General features: G+C 38.4%; 21 protein-coding genes and 1 pseudogene. 21 read left to right on the forward strand and 1 reads right to left on the reverse strand.

Translation table 11 applies throughout. From position 1 onward, the window contains the following. The first annotated feature begins 516 nt into the window (after positions 1-516). From BM097_RS14880 to BM097_RS14990, 21 genes and pseudogenes are all read left to right on the forward strand, one after another. Positions 517-1281, forward strand: coding sequence for a class I SAM-dependent methyltransferase (locus tag BM097_RS14880; RefSeq protein WP_090552146.1), 765 nt, complete (start codon positions 517-519; stop codon positions 1279-1281). Between the two features lie 152 nt (positions 1282-1433). Continuing rightward, entirely contained in the window at positions 1434-2198 is a 765-nt protein-coding gene (locus BM097_RS14885) for a zinc ribbon domain-containing protein (protein WP_090552150.1), read from the forward strand. Positions 2199-2513: 315 nt separating this feature from the next. Then, entirely contained in the window at positions 2514-3035 is a 522-nt protein-coding gene (locus tag BM097_RS14895) for a flavodoxin (RefSeq protein ID WP_090552157.1), read from the forward strand. A gap of 150 nt (positions 3036-3185) precedes the next feature. After that, positions 3186-3878 carry a flavodoxin family protein gene (locus BM097_RS14900; protein ID WP_090552160.1) on the forward strand — a complete coding sequence of 231 codons (693 nt, stop codon included), beginning with the start codon at positions 3186-3188 and terminating at the stop codon, positions 3876-3878. A 34-nt stretch (positions 3879-3912) separates the two neighbouring features. Beyond that, positions 3913-4749, forward strand: coding sequence for an AmmeMemoRadiSam system radical SAM enzyme (amrS, locus tag BM097_RS14905; protein ID WP_090552210.1), 837 nt, complete (start codon positions 3913-3915; stop codon positions 4747-4749). Positions 4750-4761: 12 nt separating this feature from the next. Then, on the forward strand, positions 4762-6147 hold the full coding sequence (amrA, locus tag BM097_RS14910; protein ID WP_090552164.1) for an AmmeMemoRadiSam system protein A: 1386 nt from the start codon (positions 4762-4764) through the stop codon (positions 6145-6147). A gap of 20 nt (positions 6148-6167) precedes the next feature. Then, positions 6168-6479: a glutaredoxin-related protein gene (locus BM097_RS14915; RefSeq protein ID WP_090552167.1), complete on the forward strand. Its 312-nt coding sequence runs from the start codon at positions 6168-6170 to the stop codon at positions 6477-6479. Positions 6480-6484: 5 nt separating this feature from the next. Then, positions 6485-7105, forward strand: a complete 621-nt coding sequence (locus BM097_RS14920) for a DUF4317 family protein (protein ID WP_090552171.1) — start codon at positions 6485-6487, stop codon at positions 7103-7105. 195 nt (positions 7106-7300) lie between these two features. Further along, positions 7301-7735 carry a MarR family winged helix-turn-helix transcriptional regulator gene (locus BM097_RS14925; protein ID WP_090552174.1) on the forward strand — a complete coding sequence of 145 codons (435 nt, stop codon included), beginning with the start codon at positions 7301-7303 and terminating at the stop codon, positions 7733-7735. 10 nt (positions 7736-7745) lie between these two features. Then, complete coding sequence (locus tag BM097_RS14930) at positions 7746-9110, forward strand: MATE family efflux transporter (RefSeq protein WP_242944731.1); 1365 nt, start codon at positions 7746-7748, stop codon at positions 9108-9110. 636 nt (positions 9111-9746) lie between these two features. Beyond that, positions 9747-9962 carry an aspartate dehydrogenase gene (locus BM097_RS14940; protein ID WP_090552177.1) on the forward strand — a complete coding sequence of 72 codons (216 nt, stop codon included), beginning with the start codon at positions 9747-9749 and terminating at the stop codon, positions 9960-9962. A 94-nt stretch (positions 9963-10056) separates the two neighbouring features. Continuing rightward, positions 10057-10815 carry a CPBP family intramembrane glutamic endopeptidase gene (locus BM097_RS14945; RefSeq protein WP_090552181.1) on the forward strand — a complete coding sequence of 253 codons (759 nt, stop codon included), beginning with the start codon at positions 10057-10059 and terminating at the stop codon, positions 10813-10815. 322 nt (positions 10816-11137) lie between these two features. Continuing rightward, on the forward strand, positions 11138-11752 hold the full coding sequence (locus BM097_RS14950) for a TetR/AcrR family transcriptional regulator (RefSeq protein ID WP_090552187.1): 615 nt from the start codon (positions 11138-11140) through the stop codon (positions 11750-11752). A 21-nt stretch (positions 11753-11773) separates the two neighbouring features. Continuing rightward, on the forward strand, positions 11774-12316 hold the full coding sequence (locus BM097_RS14955; protein WP_090552191.1) for a flavin reductase family protein: 543 nt from the start codon (positions 11774-11776) through the stop codon (positions 12314-12316). Between the two features lie 13 nt (positions 12317-12329). Then, positions 12330-12659 (forward strand): putative quinol monooxygenase, encoded by a 330-nt coding sequence (locus BM097_RS14960; protein ID WP_090552195.1) that lies wholly within the window; start codon positions 12330-12332, stop codon positions 12657-12659. A gap of 5 nt (positions 12660-12664) precedes the next feature. Continuing rightward, complete coding sequence (locus BM097_RS14965; RefSeq protein ID WP_090552198.1) at positions 12665-12985, forward strand: flavodoxin; 321 nt, start codon at positions 12665-12667, stop codon at positions 12983-12985. Positions 12986-12999: 14 nt separating this feature from the next. Then, positions 13000-13317: pseudogene (locus tag BM097_RS14970) on the forward strand (carboxymuconolactone decarboxylase family protein); the annotation flags it as partial. A gap of 59 nt (positions 13318-13376) precedes the next feature. Beyond that, positions 13377-14180: a YdcF family protein gene (locus tag BM097_RS14975; RefSeq protein ID WP_242944732.1), complete on the forward strand. Its 804-nt coding sequence runs from the start codon at positions 13377-13379 to the stop codon at positions 14178-14180. A 719-nt stretch (positions 14181-14899) separates the two neighbouring features. Further along, on the forward strand, positions 14900-15580 hold the full coding sequence (locus BM097_RS14980; protein WP_090552203.1) for a hypothetical protein: 681 nt from the start codon (positions 14900-14902) through the stop codon (positions 15578-15580). A gap of 114 nt (positions 15581-15694) precedes the next feature. Further along, positions 15695-15793, forward strand: a complete 99-nt coding sequence (locus BM097_RS16980) for a DUF4298 domain-containing protein (RefSeq protein WP_242944733.1) — start codon at positions 15695-15697, stop codon at positions 15791-15793. A gap of 209 nt (positions 15794-16002) precedes the next feature. After that, on the forward strand, positions 16003-16344 hold the full coding sequence (locus BM097_RS14990) for a hypothetical protein (protein WP_090552206.1): 342 nt from the start codon (positions 16003-16005) through the stop codon (positions 16342-16344). 131 nt (positions 16345-16475) lie between these two features. Here the strand turns inward: BM097_RS14990 and BM097_RS14995 are convergent, their stop codons facing one another. Then, complete coding sequence (locus BM097_RS14995) at positions 16476-16670, reverse strand: hypothetical protein (protein ID WP_090549988.1); 195 nt, start codon at positions 16668-16670, stop codon at positions 16476-16478. Positions 16671-16743: the final 73 nt, after the last annotated feature.

Here is a 16743-nt window from a genome sequence, read left to right on the forward strand (position 1 = left end):
CAAATACAAAGAAGTCAACAGGAACCAGCACAAACGCGCACTCGCACTTACTGCCCGTAAATTTGCTAGATTGGTCTACAGTATGCTGAAGACTAATCAGCTATACAAAGCTCCTGTTTCAAAGTAGTAAATACTACTTTAGGAGTTAACGCCCTGTTTTTTTGAAACAGTACGGCAGGGCTTAGGCGGTCGTTCTTTCTTTTTTGAAAAATAACCAAAAAGAAAGGGACTTTTCAAGATTTTTCATCTTGACATATCACCGCTAGACTATTTTATAAGTTCGGATCCTGAGACACCTATTGTTGGTGCTTTTGTTGTGATGGTCTATGGAATACTTGTGCTTGTACTGACTGGAGTTGGCGCAGTTATATTAGCTATAAGGACCCGACAGAAAAGGCATGAATGAAAAATACCTGCTCTATCTGTTTAGGGGACTATTTATAAAAAAAGGTTAGTCAAAGCTAACTAAAAGTAGTATTATAAAATCATAAAAATACACAACGATTGGAGGACAAGATGAAAGCAGATTATAAGAATTGGATGCCAAAGGGAATGATATTAGGAACTCTTGCAGTTGCAGTGGTATTTTGTATTGCAACTGCGATTATAGGAGTTGCATCTGTAGTGGGAAAGGTTGTGCTGATGCTGACCATTTTATGTGCACTAATGGCGCTATGGATGTTTTTGATGCACAGAGCTTTTTCTTACAATGGCACGAGACAGATGTCAAAACAGATTATCGAAGGAGTGGCTTCCTATGTGAAAATTCCTGATGGTGGCAAGTGCCTGGATGTTGGTTGCGGCAGCGGCGCATTAAGTATTGCAGTTGCAAAAAGAAATCCCAATGCTCAGGTTGTTGGAATTGATAGATGGGGCAAGGAGTACGCTTCATTCAGTAAGAACCTATGTGAGAGTAATTCAGCAGCAGAGGGTGTGAGCAATACTTCTTTCCAGCAAGGGGATGCTTGTAAGCTGGATTTCCCAGATGAGACCTTTGATGCAGTTACCAGTAATTATGTATATCACAACATTCCTAGTAAGGACAGGCAGGCCATTCTTTTAGAAACACTAAGGACACTGAAGAAGGGGGGCATCTTTGCTATTCACGATATCATGTCAAATTCGAAGTACGGAGACATGGAAAGCTTTGTTAAAAAGCTTAAGGACATGGGCTATGAAGAAGTAAAGCTTGTTGATACAACAAACGGAATGTTCATGAGTAAGTGGGAATCTACGTGGATGGCCCTTACAGGCTCAGCGATTCTTATGGGAAGGAAGTAATTGGAATTCTATCCATATGTGTTATTCTTATATTAGTTGGAATTACAGGATTTTAATTTTTTTCCGGGCAGATATGACACTTCATTAGCAACCAAGAGTTGCGTGTAATATGAATATCTTCTTACTATAATATTAGTAAAGGAGGGATTTCCATGAATACGAAAGATGTTTTGTTGGAGCTTAGAACAAAGAATAATATGTCTCAGGATGAGTTGGCTGAAAAGGTTTTTGTGACTCGTCAGGCGGTTTCACGTTGGGAAAATGGTGATACAGTCCCAAACACGGAGACCTTAAAATTGTTGTCTAATCTTTATAATGTTTCAATAAACACATTGCTTGGTTCGCCCCACAAGCTGATCTGTCAGTGTTGTGGTATGCCTTTGGAGGATTCCATTATTGGCAAAAACAAGGACGGCTCGTTGAATGAAGATTACTGTAAATGGTGCTATGCTGATGGGACTTATATTTACAGTGATATGAATACTCTTATTGAAGTGTGCATTCCAAACATGGTTAATGAGAACTTTACAGAGGAGCAGGCTCGTGAATATTTGAAACAGGAACTGCCTAAGCTTGATTATTGGAAAAGATACGAAGAGCTTAGTGATGATGGACAGTTTGAGGAATTTAAAAACCAGTTGATAGAGGAGATTAACGATCTTCATATTGAAGGACTGCCAAGGGTAGAAAAGCTGTATGCACTGGTGGGCAGTTATGTTAATCTGGAATATCCATTGCCAAACGGGACAAAGGTGAAATTTTTAGACGATGGTGTAACTTATCTTGGAACCCAGCTTGAGTCAGAGTTTGGAGGAGATAGATGCTTCGGGATTCTTGCAAGTATGGATTTTATAATGGTATGTACATATGAGGCAGAGGGGGCAAATCCAGAACTTGTTCTTTATAAGAAAAGATGATTGGATACATTATGCTAAGGAGAATCGTAAAGATTAGCCTGAATTTTAAGCTTTTCTAAAAACGTAAAAAGTGGTTTACAGAGGAAAGGCAATCGCTTCGTTGTATGGCTTTTAAACAGCTGGTGGACGATTGTGCCTGCCAGCTGTTTTGTCTGTTCCTCCAAGGCAAATACAATGTCGGATTCATTTTTCAAAAAGCTATCTAATGTTTCTATTGGATATAATAAGACTGAGGTGAGATAATGTAAACAACAAAGGACAAAACCAATTGGGAATAACAGATATTGATAGAAATTCTGAATAGAGGAAACAAAGATGGCAAAAACATTAATAGCATTCTTTTCAAGAGCGGATGAAAATTATTTTGGCGGAGCGATGAGATATGTGAAAGTCGGAAACACAGAAATAGTCGTTAATCAGATGAAGGAGCTTATAGATGCAGATACATTCAAGATTGAGATGTTAAATCCTTATTCTCCGGTGTACATGACCTGCATTGATGAAGCCAAAAAAGATTTAAGAGAAAATGCTCGCCCAGAGCTTACAAATTACTTGGACAGTGTTGATGAGTACGACACCATTGTGCTTGCATATCCAAATTACTGGGGAACATTTCCAATGGCAGTAGCGACATTTCTTGAAAGATATGATTTTACAGGAAAGACCGTACTTCCGCTTTGTACCAATGAAGGAAGTGGAATGGGTTCTAGTGAACGTGATGTAAAAAAGTATGCTAAGGGCGCAGATGTGAAAAATGGACTTGCAATTACCGGAAGTCAGGCTGCAAATGCGAAAACAGCTGTAGAGAAGTGGTTTTCCGCTAACGGGTTGATGTAAAGGAATAGAAATGGAGGAAAAGGACTGCAAAAAATCGCAGTCCTTTTTGCTTAGAAAATTTTAAAATATTTTCTATTTCATATATGAGATGTGATAAGCTAATAATGTAACAAAATACAGTTGGTAGGGTAGAAATAGGAGCTCAAAGTTATGAAAACAATAGTGATTAATGGGCAGAATCATCATGGCTCAACTTATCATATTGGTAAAGAATTGGCAGATAAAATTGGTGGGGAGATTAAGGAAGTTTTTCTACCAAAAGATTTTGGTGAGTTTTGTCTGGGGTGTACAAACTGCTTCATAAAAGGAGAGGAGACTTGTCCACATCATGAAAAGCTGAAGCCTATCATTGATGCTATAGATGAGGCTGATGTTGTGATACTTACAAGCCCTGTTTACGTTATGCATGCGACTGGGGCGATGAAAGCATTTTTGGACCACTTGGGTTATCGATGGATGGTGCATAGACCAGAGGCGAAGATGTTTAAAAAGCAGGCGGTTTGCCTAAGCACTGCAGCAGGGGCAGGAATGAAATCTACCAACAAAGACATGGCAGACAGCTTGTTCAATTGGGGCATTCCAAAAATTTATAAATATGGAATTGCTGTGGCAGCTACAAGCTGGAACGAGATTTCTGAAAAGAAGTTGGATAAGATTCATAAGGCCACAGATAGAATTGCGGCAGCAATCAAAAACAACCATGGAAAAGTTAAGCCAAGCATCAAATTAAAGGCGTGGTTTATGTTATGCCGAATGATTCAAAAGAATGGATACAATCCTAAGGATATGGAGTACTGGAACAAGCAGGGGTGGACGCAGAGTAATCGTCCTTGGAATGCATGATAATGAATAAACAGGAGGGGACAAGGTATTGCTTATGGCCAAATGCAATCTATGTTTCAGACAATGCAATATTACCGAAGGGAGCTTTGGGTTTTGTGAAGTAAGAACCTGTAAGGATGGTAAAGTCATTCTTGATAATTACGGAAAGCTTACATCTATAGCCTTAGATCCGATAGAAAAGAAGCCACTGAATCGCTTTCATCCGGGAAGCAAAATCTTATCAGTTGGAAGCTATGGCTGCAATTTAAGATGCCCATTTTGCCAGAACTATCATATTTCATGGGGAAATGAGGTAGAATCTTTTAAAAGAGAAGCAGCCTATGTTTCTCCTGAAGAGCTTGCAAGGATAGCAGAGGAACAAACGGCTAATGGAAATATTGGTATCGCATTTACGTATAATGAGCCACTCATTTACTATGAGTATGTGCTAGATACCGCAAGACTGTTGAAAGAAAAGGGGCTGAAAACCGTACTTGTTTCAAACGGTATGGCAGAGGTTGATACTGTAAAAGAACTTTTTAAATACGTAGATGCTATGAACATCGATTTAAAGGGATTTACGGATCACTATTATGAAGATGTTTTGCAGGGAAATAGAAAGATGGTAATGGATTTTATTAGTGAAGCTACAAAGCATTGCCACCTAGAGCTGACCACATTGATAATTCCAGGGGAAAATGATTCCGATGAAGAAATGGATGAGCTGAGTGCCTGGATTGCTTCATTAAATAAGGACATACCACTTCATATATCAAGATTCTTTCCTAGATTTCATATGCTAGACAGGGAAGCAACACCGGTAGAGACAATCTATCACTTGAAAACTATAGCAGAAAAGCATTTGACATACGTATATACAGGAAACTGTTAAGGGGGGACGACTATGGCAATAGAAGCTGCATTTATGGTTCCACATCCACCGCTGATTGTTCCAGCTGTTGGAAGAGGTGGAGAAAAGCAAATTCAAGAAACTACTGAGGCTTATGAGAAGGTGGCAGATGAGATAGCACACATCGCGCCGGAAACCATCATCATCACAAGCCCTCACAGCATTATGTACACTGATTATTTTCATATTTCTCCAGGAAAGAGAGCAAAAGGCTCATTTGCCAGATTCAATGCGCCGGAAGTTTCTTTTGAAGAGGAGTATGATGAGAAGCTGGTGGAAGCGATTAGTGATATTGCTTATGAGGAGGATTTTGCTGCAGGAACTTTAGGGGAGCGGGAGCCGGAGCTGGACCACGGCACCATGGTTCCTCTATGGTTTATTCGTAAAAAATACAAGGGCGGAAAGATTGTGAGAATCGGTTTATCTGGCCTGGGACTGCTGGATCATTATCGGCTTGGGCAGATGATTCAAAAGGCAGTAAATGCCACAAATAGAAGAGTGGTTTTCGTGGCTAGCGGGGATTTGTCCCACAAACTGCAGGAATATGGACCTTACGGCTTTTCAAAGGAAGGGCCTGTTTATGATGAGCGAATTATGGACGTGGCAAAGCGTGCCGCTTTTGGCGAAATGTTTGATTTCAAGGAAGATTTTTGCGAAAAGGCTGCGGAATGTGGCCATCGCTCGTTTGTGATTATGGCAGGAGCACTGGACGGAATGGCCGTAGATGCTACCGTGTATTCTCATCAGGATGTAACCGGAGTGGGCTATGGCATAGCATCATTTTATCCAGCAGGGGAGGACGCAAGCCGTCATTTCAGAGACATTTATCTTGCCAAGCTAAGAGAGACATTAGATGATTCAAACGCATCCTCAGATGAATATGTAAAGCTTGCAAGAAAATCTTTGGAGAGCTACATTCTAAATCAAAAGGTGCTGTCACTTCCAAAGGATTTGCCAAAGGAAATGCTGGAAACTCAGGCAGGGGCATTCGTATCTATTCACAAAGCAGGACGCTTACGAGGCTGCATTGGAACAATTCTTCCTACCACCAAATGCGTGGCCGAGGAGATTATCCAAAATGCAATCAGCGCCTCTACCAGGGACTCAAGATTCAATCCTATCAGCCCAGAGGAAATTCCTGATTTGGAAATAAATGTAGATGTTTTGAGTGCGCCAGAGGCCATTGATTCACCGGATAAATTGGATGTTAAACGATATGGCGTCATAGTTAGCAGCGGCGGCAGAAGAGGCTTGCTTCTTCCGGATTTGGACGGGGTGACCTCTGTTAATCAGCAGATTTCTATTGCCAGACAAAAGGGCGGCATTGGAGAGAATGAGCCAATCAGCCTACAGCGATTTGAAGTAATAAGGCATATATAAAAATTTAAAGGAGATAAACTATGATTAAAATTTATGGATTACACACATGCCCATATTGTGACTTTCTTCAGCCACAGATTCAAGGAAAAGAAGACCAGTATAAATACATTGATATAGGCCAGCATGTTCAGTATATGCACGAGTTCATGGATTTACGAGATAATCGCCCAGAGTTTGATCATTCAAAGGAGATTGGCGATATAGGAATCCCTTGTTTTGTATTCGAGGATGGTAGTGTCAGTCTTAATCCGGCTGATGCAGGGCTGGTTGAATATGATGGTGCATCTTCATGTTCTATTGAGGATCATCTTGCTGGTAAAAAGGGTTGCTAATAAACATGGGACAGATAAACAGAGACGACATGCTGGAGCTGACACGCAGATTCACATCAGCTCGCAGCAACCTAGCAAGAATCGCAGGTGCCTACATAGATGAGGAAGGCTACATAGACGGCACTTTTAATACAAGCTTCCTGAACATAAAGGGAGCGGAAAAGAACAGATGCCTGGATATCGCAAAGACGATACCATTTGCAAAGCCAAATGAGGAGTTGATTCAGTATACAATTCCTGGGCTGGGGCCAGGTTCTATCTGGCAGATGATATATGCAATTCGTGAATGCGAATTGAAAAATGATGCGCTGATGCTGAATCTATACGAGCTGATTGCAGAGAAATATCCTAAGGGAAGACCCTATGCCATATATGTATACTATGGTGCTTATGATGTGCCAATCAAGGGCAGCGACAAGTCTTATCAGGATGAATCTGAAGAGGTTTATAAGTATCTGATAATGGCGATTTCTCCAGTGGATGAGGAGCAGGTGCCCCATTCGCCTGAGGCGGGATTCCTATATCCAGCATTTACAAATAGAAGCACAGATATAAATCATGTGAATTTCTATAGCCAGGATTATGAGGAAGCCAGAGAACTGATGAAATTTTTAGATATTTTGTAGGGGACCATCCCTAGTAGGGCCTTCCAGGCCCAGGTCTGCCCGAGCTCCACAGACCACTCGCTGACGCGAGCTTTGTTCGGTAAAAAAAAATAATATGAGAGGAGACACTGCGGTGCCTCCTATTTTTTTGACTTGACAAAAGTCTGAAATCGGACTAAAATTCATTAAAGTCTGATTTCGGACTAAGGAGGTACTATGCAAAAGCAGGATAATACAATGCATCAGTTTGATGCCATTTATGGAGAGATATCAAATGTATATCATGAAATCAATCGAAAGCTTGGATTGACTGATACGGAATCTATTGTGCTGTATTCTGTGGCAGTTGATGAAAATGTTTCCCAAAAGGCTATTTGTAGCTTGTCAGGTCTCAGTAAGCAGACAATCAATTCTGCGATTAAGAAGATGATTAAGGATGGAATCCTAGAGCCTTTGTCTGGTCAAAAGAATGAAAATCTTATCCCAACCAAAAAGGGGCAGAAGATAATCAAAGAAAAGATAAGCATCCTTATTGAAATGGAAAATAGGATTTTTACATCATGGTCACCAGATGAAAGGAAAATTTTTATTGATTTGTACACAAGGTATTTAGACATGCTCAAGGATGAGTGTGATAGTTTAGAGATTTAGTGAGGTATTTGTGAGTAGTATTTTTAGAAAAAAAGTTAAACATAATGCGATAGAACTTTCGAATCATTTTACATATTCTTCCTTAATTCGATTTACCATGTCATCTATGTTGATGATGATATTTGCGTCCATCTATACAGTTGTGGATGGATTTTTTGTTTCAAATTATGTAGGTAGTACACCTTTTGCAGCGTTGAATTTGATCTTTCCATTTATCATGTTTTTCTCTGCAATTGGATTTATGTTTGGTGCAGGTGGAAGTGCCTTGGTAGCATTGACATTAGGACTTGGAGAGGAGAAAAAAGCAAATGGTATCTTTTCCTTTATCATATATACGGCACTTGGATTAGGCATATTGCTTTCTATCATTGGATTTATTTTTACACCACAGGTGGCGGTGCTTCTGGGCGCAAGCAATGAGATGCTGCCATATTGCATTATCTATGCCAGGGTTTCTTTTGTTGGACTTCCGGCATTTATGCTCCAGAACTGTTTCCAGTCCTTTATGATTACAGCGGAAAGGCCACAGCTTGGACTTAAGATTACCCTGATTGCTGGCATTTCGAATATGATTCTTGATGCACTTTTTATGGGTTTCTTTGGCTGGGGACTTTGGAGTGCAGCACTTGCTACGATTATTGGACAGTTTATTGGTGGATTAGTTCCGCTATTTTATTTCTTTGGACCAAATGGGTCGAAGCTTAGACTTGGTAAGCCGTTATTAGATTTTTCGGCATTAGGTAAAGCAGTAGTGAATGGTTCTTCTGAGTTTTGCTCCAATGTATCTATGTCGATTGTAAATATGCTTTACAATTTTCAGTTGATGAAATTTGCCGGAGAGCAGGGCGTATCTGCATACGGCATCATCATGTATACGAACTTCGTGTTTATCGGTATTTTCATGGGGTATTCCATGGGAGTTGCGCCTATCGCAGGATATAACCTTGGAGCTGGAAATTATGATGAGCTTAAGAATGTTTTCAAAAGAAGTATCAAACTTGTAGCAAGTGCCTGTTTCGTTATGACAGTTGTATCCCTTTTGGCTGCAGGATTTATGGCTGGCATATTTGCAAAGAATGATGCTGCATTATATGAGATGACGCGACATGCAATTATGATTTATTCCATTGCATACTTATTTGTTGGATGGAGCGTTTTCTCATCGGCATTTTTTACCGGACTTAACAATGGAGTAATATCGGCTGCAATTTCTTTTCTAAGGACATTAGTGTTCCAGGTAATAGCGGTACTGATTCTGCCAGAACTATTTGGACTGAATGGAGTGTGGGCGGCTATCGTTGTGGCTGAAGGAATGGCATTTGCATTCTCCTTACTTTGTTTGTTAAAGTATAGAAATAGATATCACTATGTTTAAGTTTTACAATATAGTATTTGAGTTTTGCAAAAGGTAAATCGGAGCCAAATTCCATGAAGCCAAAAAGGATATGGCAAGCAGATTTGGAACCGGCGAATCTATGCTTCATCTGGCTCAGAGAATTTATAATCTCATAGATGATGTAAAGGCGGGAGACACGCAAACCTCTAAAAAATGCATCCCAAATAGCAATTTTATAGATTTGGGATGAATGCTAATGGAGGCTATTTTGAACCTATGCAACCCAAATGTGATTTTTTTGATTTTGGGATGTATAGCTTTAGAGCGGATTATACAGAAATGCAACCCAAAGGCAATTTTTGGGATTTTGGGATGCATGAGTTATCAGATGATTTTCGGTACAATGCATCCCAAAGGTAATTTTTTGCTATTTGGGATGAAAAAGTATTTAACACTATGCAACCCAAATGTGGGTTTTTATTCTATGGGATGCATACCTATAAAAATTTAAATTTTTACAGTAAACAGGTTACATCCCAATGTTTATATTTTAAAAGAGCTAAAGCTTAAATATATAGATGTGGCAGGTGAATTTGCAAAAAATATTGAAGTCAAAAAGGTATAACCAGAGTGGGAATTTACTATGTGAAGAGAGGGCGGGTTTTTCGATTATTTATGTTTTTCAAGAAAAAAATTGAGAAAAAAGAATATGATAAATCAACCAAGAAACCTGTTATTAAGGCTAGTATATGCACTGGAGAACAGGTTGCGGGTTTTAAAGATATTTCCACAGGGGTATTTGAAGATGTAATGTTGATTAAAACTCCTGAAGATCTTGCAATCTTTAAAGAAATGTATGATATAAAAGAAGAAATAGAAAAGATATATTAAAAGGAAGATATTACGTCCAGAGGAGCAATGTTAAATGAAAATCAGAATAGCTAATAACAATGATATAGAATTATAACTTACGAAGGGGCGACTTATGAAAAGAACTAAAGCTATATCCATATATATCGCAGGAGCTTTAGGCCAGATTGCATTTGTATGTCTAGTTGTGTACCTGCTTAGGAATATCGGATTTACCATAGACTATACTTCTCCATTAGGCATGATAGCTATTGTTATAGGCGGCATATCATCAGCTTTATGGGGAATAATAGTTTCTTTAAAATATAGAAAAATATCTTTTAAAACAATCGTAGCAGATTTTTTCAAATTCAAGCAAAGCTATAAGGATTATATGTTAGTTCTATTGTTCCTCTTTATAGATTTTCTACCAGTGATATTAGGCGGTGAATTTATAATTAATTCTTGGTATATTCCATTAATGATGTTTGTAAAACACATAGCATTTGGTGGACTTGAAGAGATTGGGTGGAGATATTTCTATCAGCCAGCATTACAAGAGAAGCTTAATTACATTTATTCAACGCTAATAACTTTTGTGTCATGGAGCATATGGCATTTCTTATACTTTTATATAGAAGGAACAATTGCTGATGTAAGTGTAGTGCCTTTTCTTATTGGGTTATTAACAAACAGCTTTATTCTTTCAGCACTTTATGTAAAAACAAAGAATCTATGGCTATGTGTGATGACTCATTCTTTAATAAATGTATTATCGCAGTTAGCAATTGGCGGGGTTGATTATCTAGGCTATGTGAGCAAATTATTGATTATTTTAATAGCAATAAGAATTGTAAGATTTGGGTATAGCCAAAATCCAAAGGCTAGCCAATAATCCAATCCAACAGCTCCTGGAGGAGGTCTAGGCCTGTCAAGAGACCGTGGAATAAACCAATGGATTTTGTTTTATCTTTTTTTTAATGATAGTTGACACAGTGTCAAGAAGGTGATATGATGCAATCATCGATTGACACGATGTCAACAGAAAGGAGTACATAAAAATGACAAAAGCATTACCTAAGATTGCACTTGGTGCATGGGCATGGGGCAATGATATGTGGGAAAAGAAGATGGAATAATTTTTTTACCCTGCGATTGACTGCGTGTCAACTAAACGATAATATAAAAGTATTGATACACAGTTTAAGGAGAAAAACATGGCAGTAGAAAATAAAGAGACAATTGATAAAAGAAGAGAGGAAATAATGGATGCCTGTGAAAAGCTTTATGAAACAATGGGCTTTCAGAGCATTAACATAAAGGTTATTAGCACAGAGACCAGCTTTTCCAGACCTTCCATATACAATTATTTCCAGACTAAGGAAGAAATTTTTTTAGGACTTTTGACCCGTGAATATATGAAGTGGAATGAAGCTCTTAAAAACATTATCGGAAGAAACTCTGATATGGATAAAGATTCCTTGGCGCAAGCAATAGCAAAATCTATGGAAGAACGTAAGACACTTCTGAAAATTTCTGCCATGAATCTGTATGAGATAGAGGAAAATAGTAGGGAAGAACTTCTTGTTGACTACAAGAGAACTTTCAAGAATTCGATAGAACTTTTTGATGAATGCTTAAAAAAACATCTTAAGGTGTCCAATCAAAAGAGCGAGCAGATACGATATGCATTCTTCCCATATATGTATGGAATCTACCCATACTCATTTCCTACAGATAAACAGATATCTGCAATGGATGAGGTAAAACTCTCTCATATGGACACGACAATTTATGAAATGACTAATCAGTTTTTAAAGCTGATCTTATGATTGAAGAAAGAAGGAATTTAAATGAAGAAGAATATTGGAGCAACACTTGCATTATATCCATCACCTGTAATCGTTGTAGGAGCAATGGTTGATGGCAAACCTAATTGGACACTTGTAGCACATGCAGGAACAGTGGCACATAGTCACCTTATGGTTTCTATGGTTCAGGCTCACTATACAAATAAGGGAATCCGTGAAAACAAAATGTTTTCAGTAAATGTGGTAGATGAATCTTGGCTTAAGGAAGCTGACAGAATGGGAGTCATCTCAGGAAATAAGGAAGATAAGTCGGAAGCATTTAAATATACCGTTGGAGAAAACGGTGCCCCACTTATTGACGATGCAAAGGTATCCATTGAGTGTGAGATGGATTATAACTACGAGCTTGAGAATTTTGATAATTTCATCGGAAAGATTCTTGCTACTTACGCAGATGAAACTGTCTTAAACGAGGCAGGTAAGATTGATTATCACGTATTTAAGCCTGTACTCTTTGAATTCCCTACCTATGAATATTTCGTAACAGGAGAAAAAGTTGGTAACTGTGCAAAGATGAATCTGTGATTGGAGGTTTATGATGAGCATTACAGTCAATTTACGTTATAAAGGAACAGATGGTGCTGCAAAAAGATTTGCAGAGGAAATGACAAAAAGCGGAACTGTTGAAAAAATACGAAATGAGGCAGGAAATCTCAGGTATGAGTATTATCAGTCATTCGATGACCCTGAGACAATCCTTTTGATAGATAGTTGGGAAGATCAGGAGTCTATTGATGTCCATCATGCTTCACCTATGATGCAAACAATAATGGATCTTCGCGAAAAATATGATCTTCATATGACGGTGGAAAGATACGTATCTGATGCAAGCATGCCAGACAAGGATGCTGATTTTATAAGAAAATAAGAGAGATGCCAAATGATCCAGATGTAAGACCTGAATATGAAGATATTCAGGTGGATATTGAAAATGATTATTCTACCATTTTCATTGGCTATCCAATATGGTGGGGGCAGGAACCACGAATTATGGATACCTTTGTAGAAAGCTATAATTTTGAAGGAAAAACTATCATACCATTCTGTACTTCAGGAAGTAGTGGTATCGAGAGTAGTAGCGCAAACCTGGTAGAAAAAGCCGGAACAGGAAATTGGCTATCTGGAAACAGATTTAGTGGAAGTGCCACAGAAGATGAGATAAAAAATTGGATATCAGGATTAGAGATTGATTAGAAGGAGTGAGGAACATGAGTGAAAAGATAGTACAGACAGCAGGAAGAGAACAGCTTGGAGAATTCGCCCCAGACTTTGCGCATTTTAATGATGATGTTTTATTTGGAGAGAACTGGAATAATCAGGATATTGATGTAAAGACGAGGAGTATCATTACAGTTGTGGCATTAATGTCTCAGGGAATCACAGACAGCAGTTTGAAATATCACATTATGAATGCAAAAAATCATGGTGTATCACAAAAGGAGATGGCTGCTATTATCACACATGTGGCTTTCTATGCGGGATGGCCAAAGGCGTGGGCTGTATTTAACCTGGCAAAAGAAGTATATAATGAGCCTGTTGATGAGATTACCCGCTAAAATATATAAGACTGCAAGGAGTAGTAACTATGGCAGAAATCGATAGATTAAAAGAAATAGTAGAAACCCTAAGAAGTGAAAACGGCTGCCCAGTAATGCATAAGCTAAGACGAGTGTATGCACTTCTTGCTATTCTTTCATTGGTTTACTCTGTAGCGGTATTCATGGTAGGAAGCGGAACTTTTTCATTTATCATATGGATATTTGCAGCTATATTCTTTGGATTCTTATATATCATGGAAAAGAAAAGATTGTGGCTTAAAGTACCAAAAGCTTTAAGATATGCCTTTAGAATTATCGTGGCTATAGGGGTTGCAGTTTTTGTCATCTGTCAGGGATGTATTTTAACGCAGTTCGTTTCAAAAGGAGAGCCGGGAGCAGATTACATAATAGTCCTAGGTGCCCAAATGAGAGACTGGGGACCAAGCGTAGTTTATAAAGCTAGGCTTGATTCAGCTATTGAATATCTAAATAATAATCCTGATACCAAAGTCATAGTTACAGGCGGACAAGGGGCTAATGAATCTGTATCAGAAGGCGAAGGTGGACAAGAATATCTTTTATCACAAGGAATTAATAAAGATAGAATTCTAGTGGAAAAGGATTCAGTTGATACTGACGAAAATATTAGTAATGCACTAAAACTAATAGATACAGATAACGACATGAAGATATGCATTGTCACAAACAACTTTCATGTATTTAGAGGAGTGATGATAGCAAAACGATACACAAATGCCAAAATATCAGGTATTGCAGCTTTTACACAATACCAGTATCTTCCTAACAACATGGTTAGAGAAACCTTTGGAATATTAAAAGATATATTATAGATATATGTATTGTATACATTGCTCAGGAATCTTTTCCATCCAGAAGTCCTAGGCAGATAAGGGATTCGGTTCCGGTACAGTTGGCAAAGGAAAACAATAAGTTTATCTTCTCACATGTAAAAGAGGGAAAGAGGTTTGCTTGGGATTAGTGGTTTGTTATTGGAATATAGGCTAAAGAGCATAGACAATCGGCCTTTGTAGGGCTCTTTCAATGAGAGAGGACATCGATAAATTCCAGTTTGAAGAATTAAATAATTGAATTGTTAGAGCCTGCCCTTGTGGCGGGCTCCTTTTTTCTGTGAAGGTATAATCTTGGGCTGATATGGGAGGTAGTTATACCTTTTAATGGGCAATGGGACATTTTATTGTAGTCAAAAAGGTATAACTAGCGAGAGAATTTATGGTGGGTTATACCTTTTGGTGGGCAATGAGACATTATATTGAAGTCAGAAAGGTATAACCAGAGTGGGAATTTACCGGAGGTTATACCTTTTGGTGGGCAATGAGACATTATATTGAAGCTAAAAAGGTATAACTAAGAGCAATAATTATAGAGGGTTATACCTTTTTGTCCAGTAGGTAAGTTTCAATGGTTCTTTTAATAATATCTTCAGTAAGCGGTGAATTAATGATATGTGTGGATTATTTTAATTTGGCTTTAGGTTTTGTATAATTGAATGCAAATAAAGAAGTGGCATTAACTAGAGGAGACAACCGAAATGAAAATTTTATTCATAGGCAACAGCCATACATACATGAATGACATGCCAGAGCTTGCCAGACGTATGATAGAAGATGCGACAGGAGAAGCTTGTGAAGTTTACATGCTAGCTTATTCAGGTAGATCACTAAGGTGGCATATGGAAGAAGAGTATTTCTCGGAGCGATTTAATATTCTACATGGGAAATATGATTACTGTGTTATTCAGGAACAGGCGCATCCAATGCCTGCAGAGGAAGACACTATAAAGTACGCAACAAAGATAGTGGAACTCTGCAAACGGGTGGGGACAGTGCCAGTTATCTTTGAGACCTGGGCTGAGAAGGCAAAGCCAGAAAATCAGATAGAGATGAACCGTAGATACAGAAGCCTTGCGACAAAGCTTGATGCTAGGCTTGCACCAATTGGTGAGTTATGGAGTGAAGTTTTAAATTCATCTGACGTTGATTTATATTTTAGAGATGGCGAACATGCATCAGCAATTGGTGATTTTCTGATTGCAATTGTACTTACGAAGGTTATTGCAGGAAAGCTTCCTAAAGAGAGCTTTAAAACAGCATTTGATTTCACTGTGTCTGAACAATTCCAACCAGTAAAAGAAAATGTTCAGGATGAAGTGGTTGAGTTGGAGGCAGCAGTTATTTCATTAATAAGAGAAAAGGTAGGCAAGGGATTATAATGGCAGAAGAGATTTTTGACATCGTAGATGAAAAGGGACAGCCTACAGGAGAGAGTTTGTATATGTGTATGATGAAGATGGATAGATGATTTCACAGCTGACGAACAGGGCTTGTTGCCTCAAGATTTAAAACGAGGTGTATTGTCAGAAGATGGTATTTCCTTTATGCTGGAACGAAATAAAGACTACATGGAGAGGATTATTCAGAGGTAGCTTATTTTTTTTATAATGGGAATTACAGCTGGTCGCACAGAAACATTTCAATGATGATAGATTGAGATATCGCATATACGAATCGGATATCGAATACGAACGATTTGAAAAGGAACTGGAGGCGGTGATTCTTCCGGTTTATAAGTCTGCTCAGAACTGCGGGTTCGTGGAGTGGAGGTATATATAAGTGATGGAGGTTTAGAGACGGAATGACCGGCGAAAACAATAAGACAAAATTGGAAGTTGATGAGATTAAGGAAAAATTAAAAGGTATACCATCAGTAACAATTAATGGTGAATACTATGGATATTTATATTCCTGTAAAGAATGTCAAAATGAAATTTTAATCAAAACAAATGATGGTAGATATGGAAATTTAGGACCATTTTACTGCCCTGTATGTTCTGCACACTATTATGCAACTATAGATGATAATAATCCTGAACCTTCATTGTATGTAGCTAGTTACGGTGAACAACCAGCATCACTGTTGGATTGCACAGGAAGGAAACGTTCGGAGGAAATTCCTCTTTTGTATAAGGCGTTTTGAAGGGGACAAAGGAGTTCGGTCGCACAGAGGTGGGACCGGACTTTTTTTACTTTATAGGAAATTTCTCCTTCGGAGAAATCTTGAACTAAAAAGGCCCGCGCGGAGGCGGGCATGAAAACAAGAAGTATTACTTAGAAGATATAAAAACCTTCTGCACCTACTTCATCTTCTGGATCAAAATCATCATCTTCAAGGAAATAGTGCATATCTAATAAATCATCATCGCTCATAGCTTTGATGTCAGATGCCGTCATTCCTTCAGGTGGATTTTGGATATATTTAGTTCTTATTTCATCTACAGGATTGTTGTTACTAATAAGAATCACCTCCAAGCTTTTTAATGATTTTAACACTTGGAGAAAGATATAGGAACCTATCCAGCTTTAGCCCAAGCTCTTT

Origin of the sequence: Pseudobutyrivibrio sp. OR37, assembly GCF_900113655.1 — a bacterium.
GTDB lineage: Bacteria > Bacillota > Clostridia > Lachnospirales > Lachnospiraceae > Pseudobutyrivibrio.

Excerpts from the sequence above, each read along its gene's own strand:
- BM097_RS14880 (WP_090552146.1), top strand. The coding sequence starts at position 517 with ATGAAAGCAGATTATAAGAATTGGATGCCAAAGGGAATGATATTAGGA.
- BM097_RS14885 (WP_090552150.1), top strand. The coding sequence starts at position 1,434 with ATGAATACGAAAGATGTTTTGTTGGAGCTTAGAACAAAGAATAATATG.
- BM097_RS14895 (WP_090552157.1), top strand. The coding sequence starts at position 2,514 with ATGGCAAAAACATTAATAGCATTCTTTTCAAGAGCGGATGAAAATTAT.
- BM097_RS14900 (WP_090552160.1), top strand. The coding sequence starts at position 3,186 with ATGAAAACAATAGTGATTAATGGGCAGAATCATCATGGCTCAACTTAT.
- amrS (WP_090552210.1), top strand. The coding sequence starts at position 3,913 with ATGGCCAAATGCAATCTATGTTTCAGACAATGCAATATTACCGAAGGG.
- amrA (WP_090552164.1), top strand. The coding sequence starts at position 4,762 with ATGGCAATAGAAGCTGCATTTATGGTTCCACATCCACCGCTGATTGTT.
- BM097_RS14915 (WP_090552167.1), top strand. The coding sequence starts at position 6,168 with ATGATTAAAATTTATGGATTACACACATGCCCATATTGTGACTTTCTT.
- BM097_RS14920 (WP_090552171.1), top strand. The coding sequence starts at position 6,485 with ATGGGACAGATAAACAGAGACGACATGCTGGAGCTGACACGCAGATTC.
- BM097_RS14925 (WP_090552174.1), top strand. The coding sequence starts at position 7,301 with ATGCAAAAGCAGGATAATACAATGCATCAGTTTGATGCCATTTATGGA.
- BM097_RS14940 (WP_090552177.1), top strand. The coding sequence starts at position 9,747 with ATGTTTTTCAAGAAAAAAATTGAGAAAAAAGAATATGATAAATCAACC.
- BM097_RS14945 (WP_090552181.1), top strand. The coding sequence starts at position 10,057 with ATGAAAAGAACTAAAGCTATATCCATATATATCGCAGGAGCTTTAGGC.
- BM097_RS14950 (WP_090552187.1), top strand. The coding sequence starts at position 11,138 with ATGGCAGTAGAAAATAAAGAGACAATTGATAAAAGAAGAGAGGAAATA.
- BM097_RS14955 (WP_090552191.1), top strand. The coding sequence starts at position 11,774 with ATGAAGAAGAATATTGGAGCAACACTTGCATTATATCCATCACCTGTA.
- BM097_RS14960 (WP_090552195.1), top strand. The coding sequence starts at position 12,330 with ATGAGCATTACAGTCAATTTACGTTATAAAGGAACAGATGGTGCTGCA.
- BM097_RS14965 (WP_090552198.1), top strand. The coding sequence starts at position 12,665 with ATGCCAAATGATCCAGATGTAAGACCTGAATATGAAGATATTCAGGTG.
- BM097_RS14975 (WP_242944732.1), top strand. The coding sequence starts at position 13,377 with ATGGCAGAAATCGATAGATTAAAAGAAATAGTAGAAACCCTAAGAAGT.
- BM097_RS14980 (WP_090552203.1), top strand. The coding sequence starts at position 14,900 with ATGAAAATTTTATTCATAGGCAACAGCCATACATACATGAATGACATG.
- BM097_RS14990 (WP_090552206.1), top strand. The coding sequence starts at position 16,003 with ATGACCGGCGAAAACAATAAGACAAAATTGGAAGTTGATGAGATTAAG.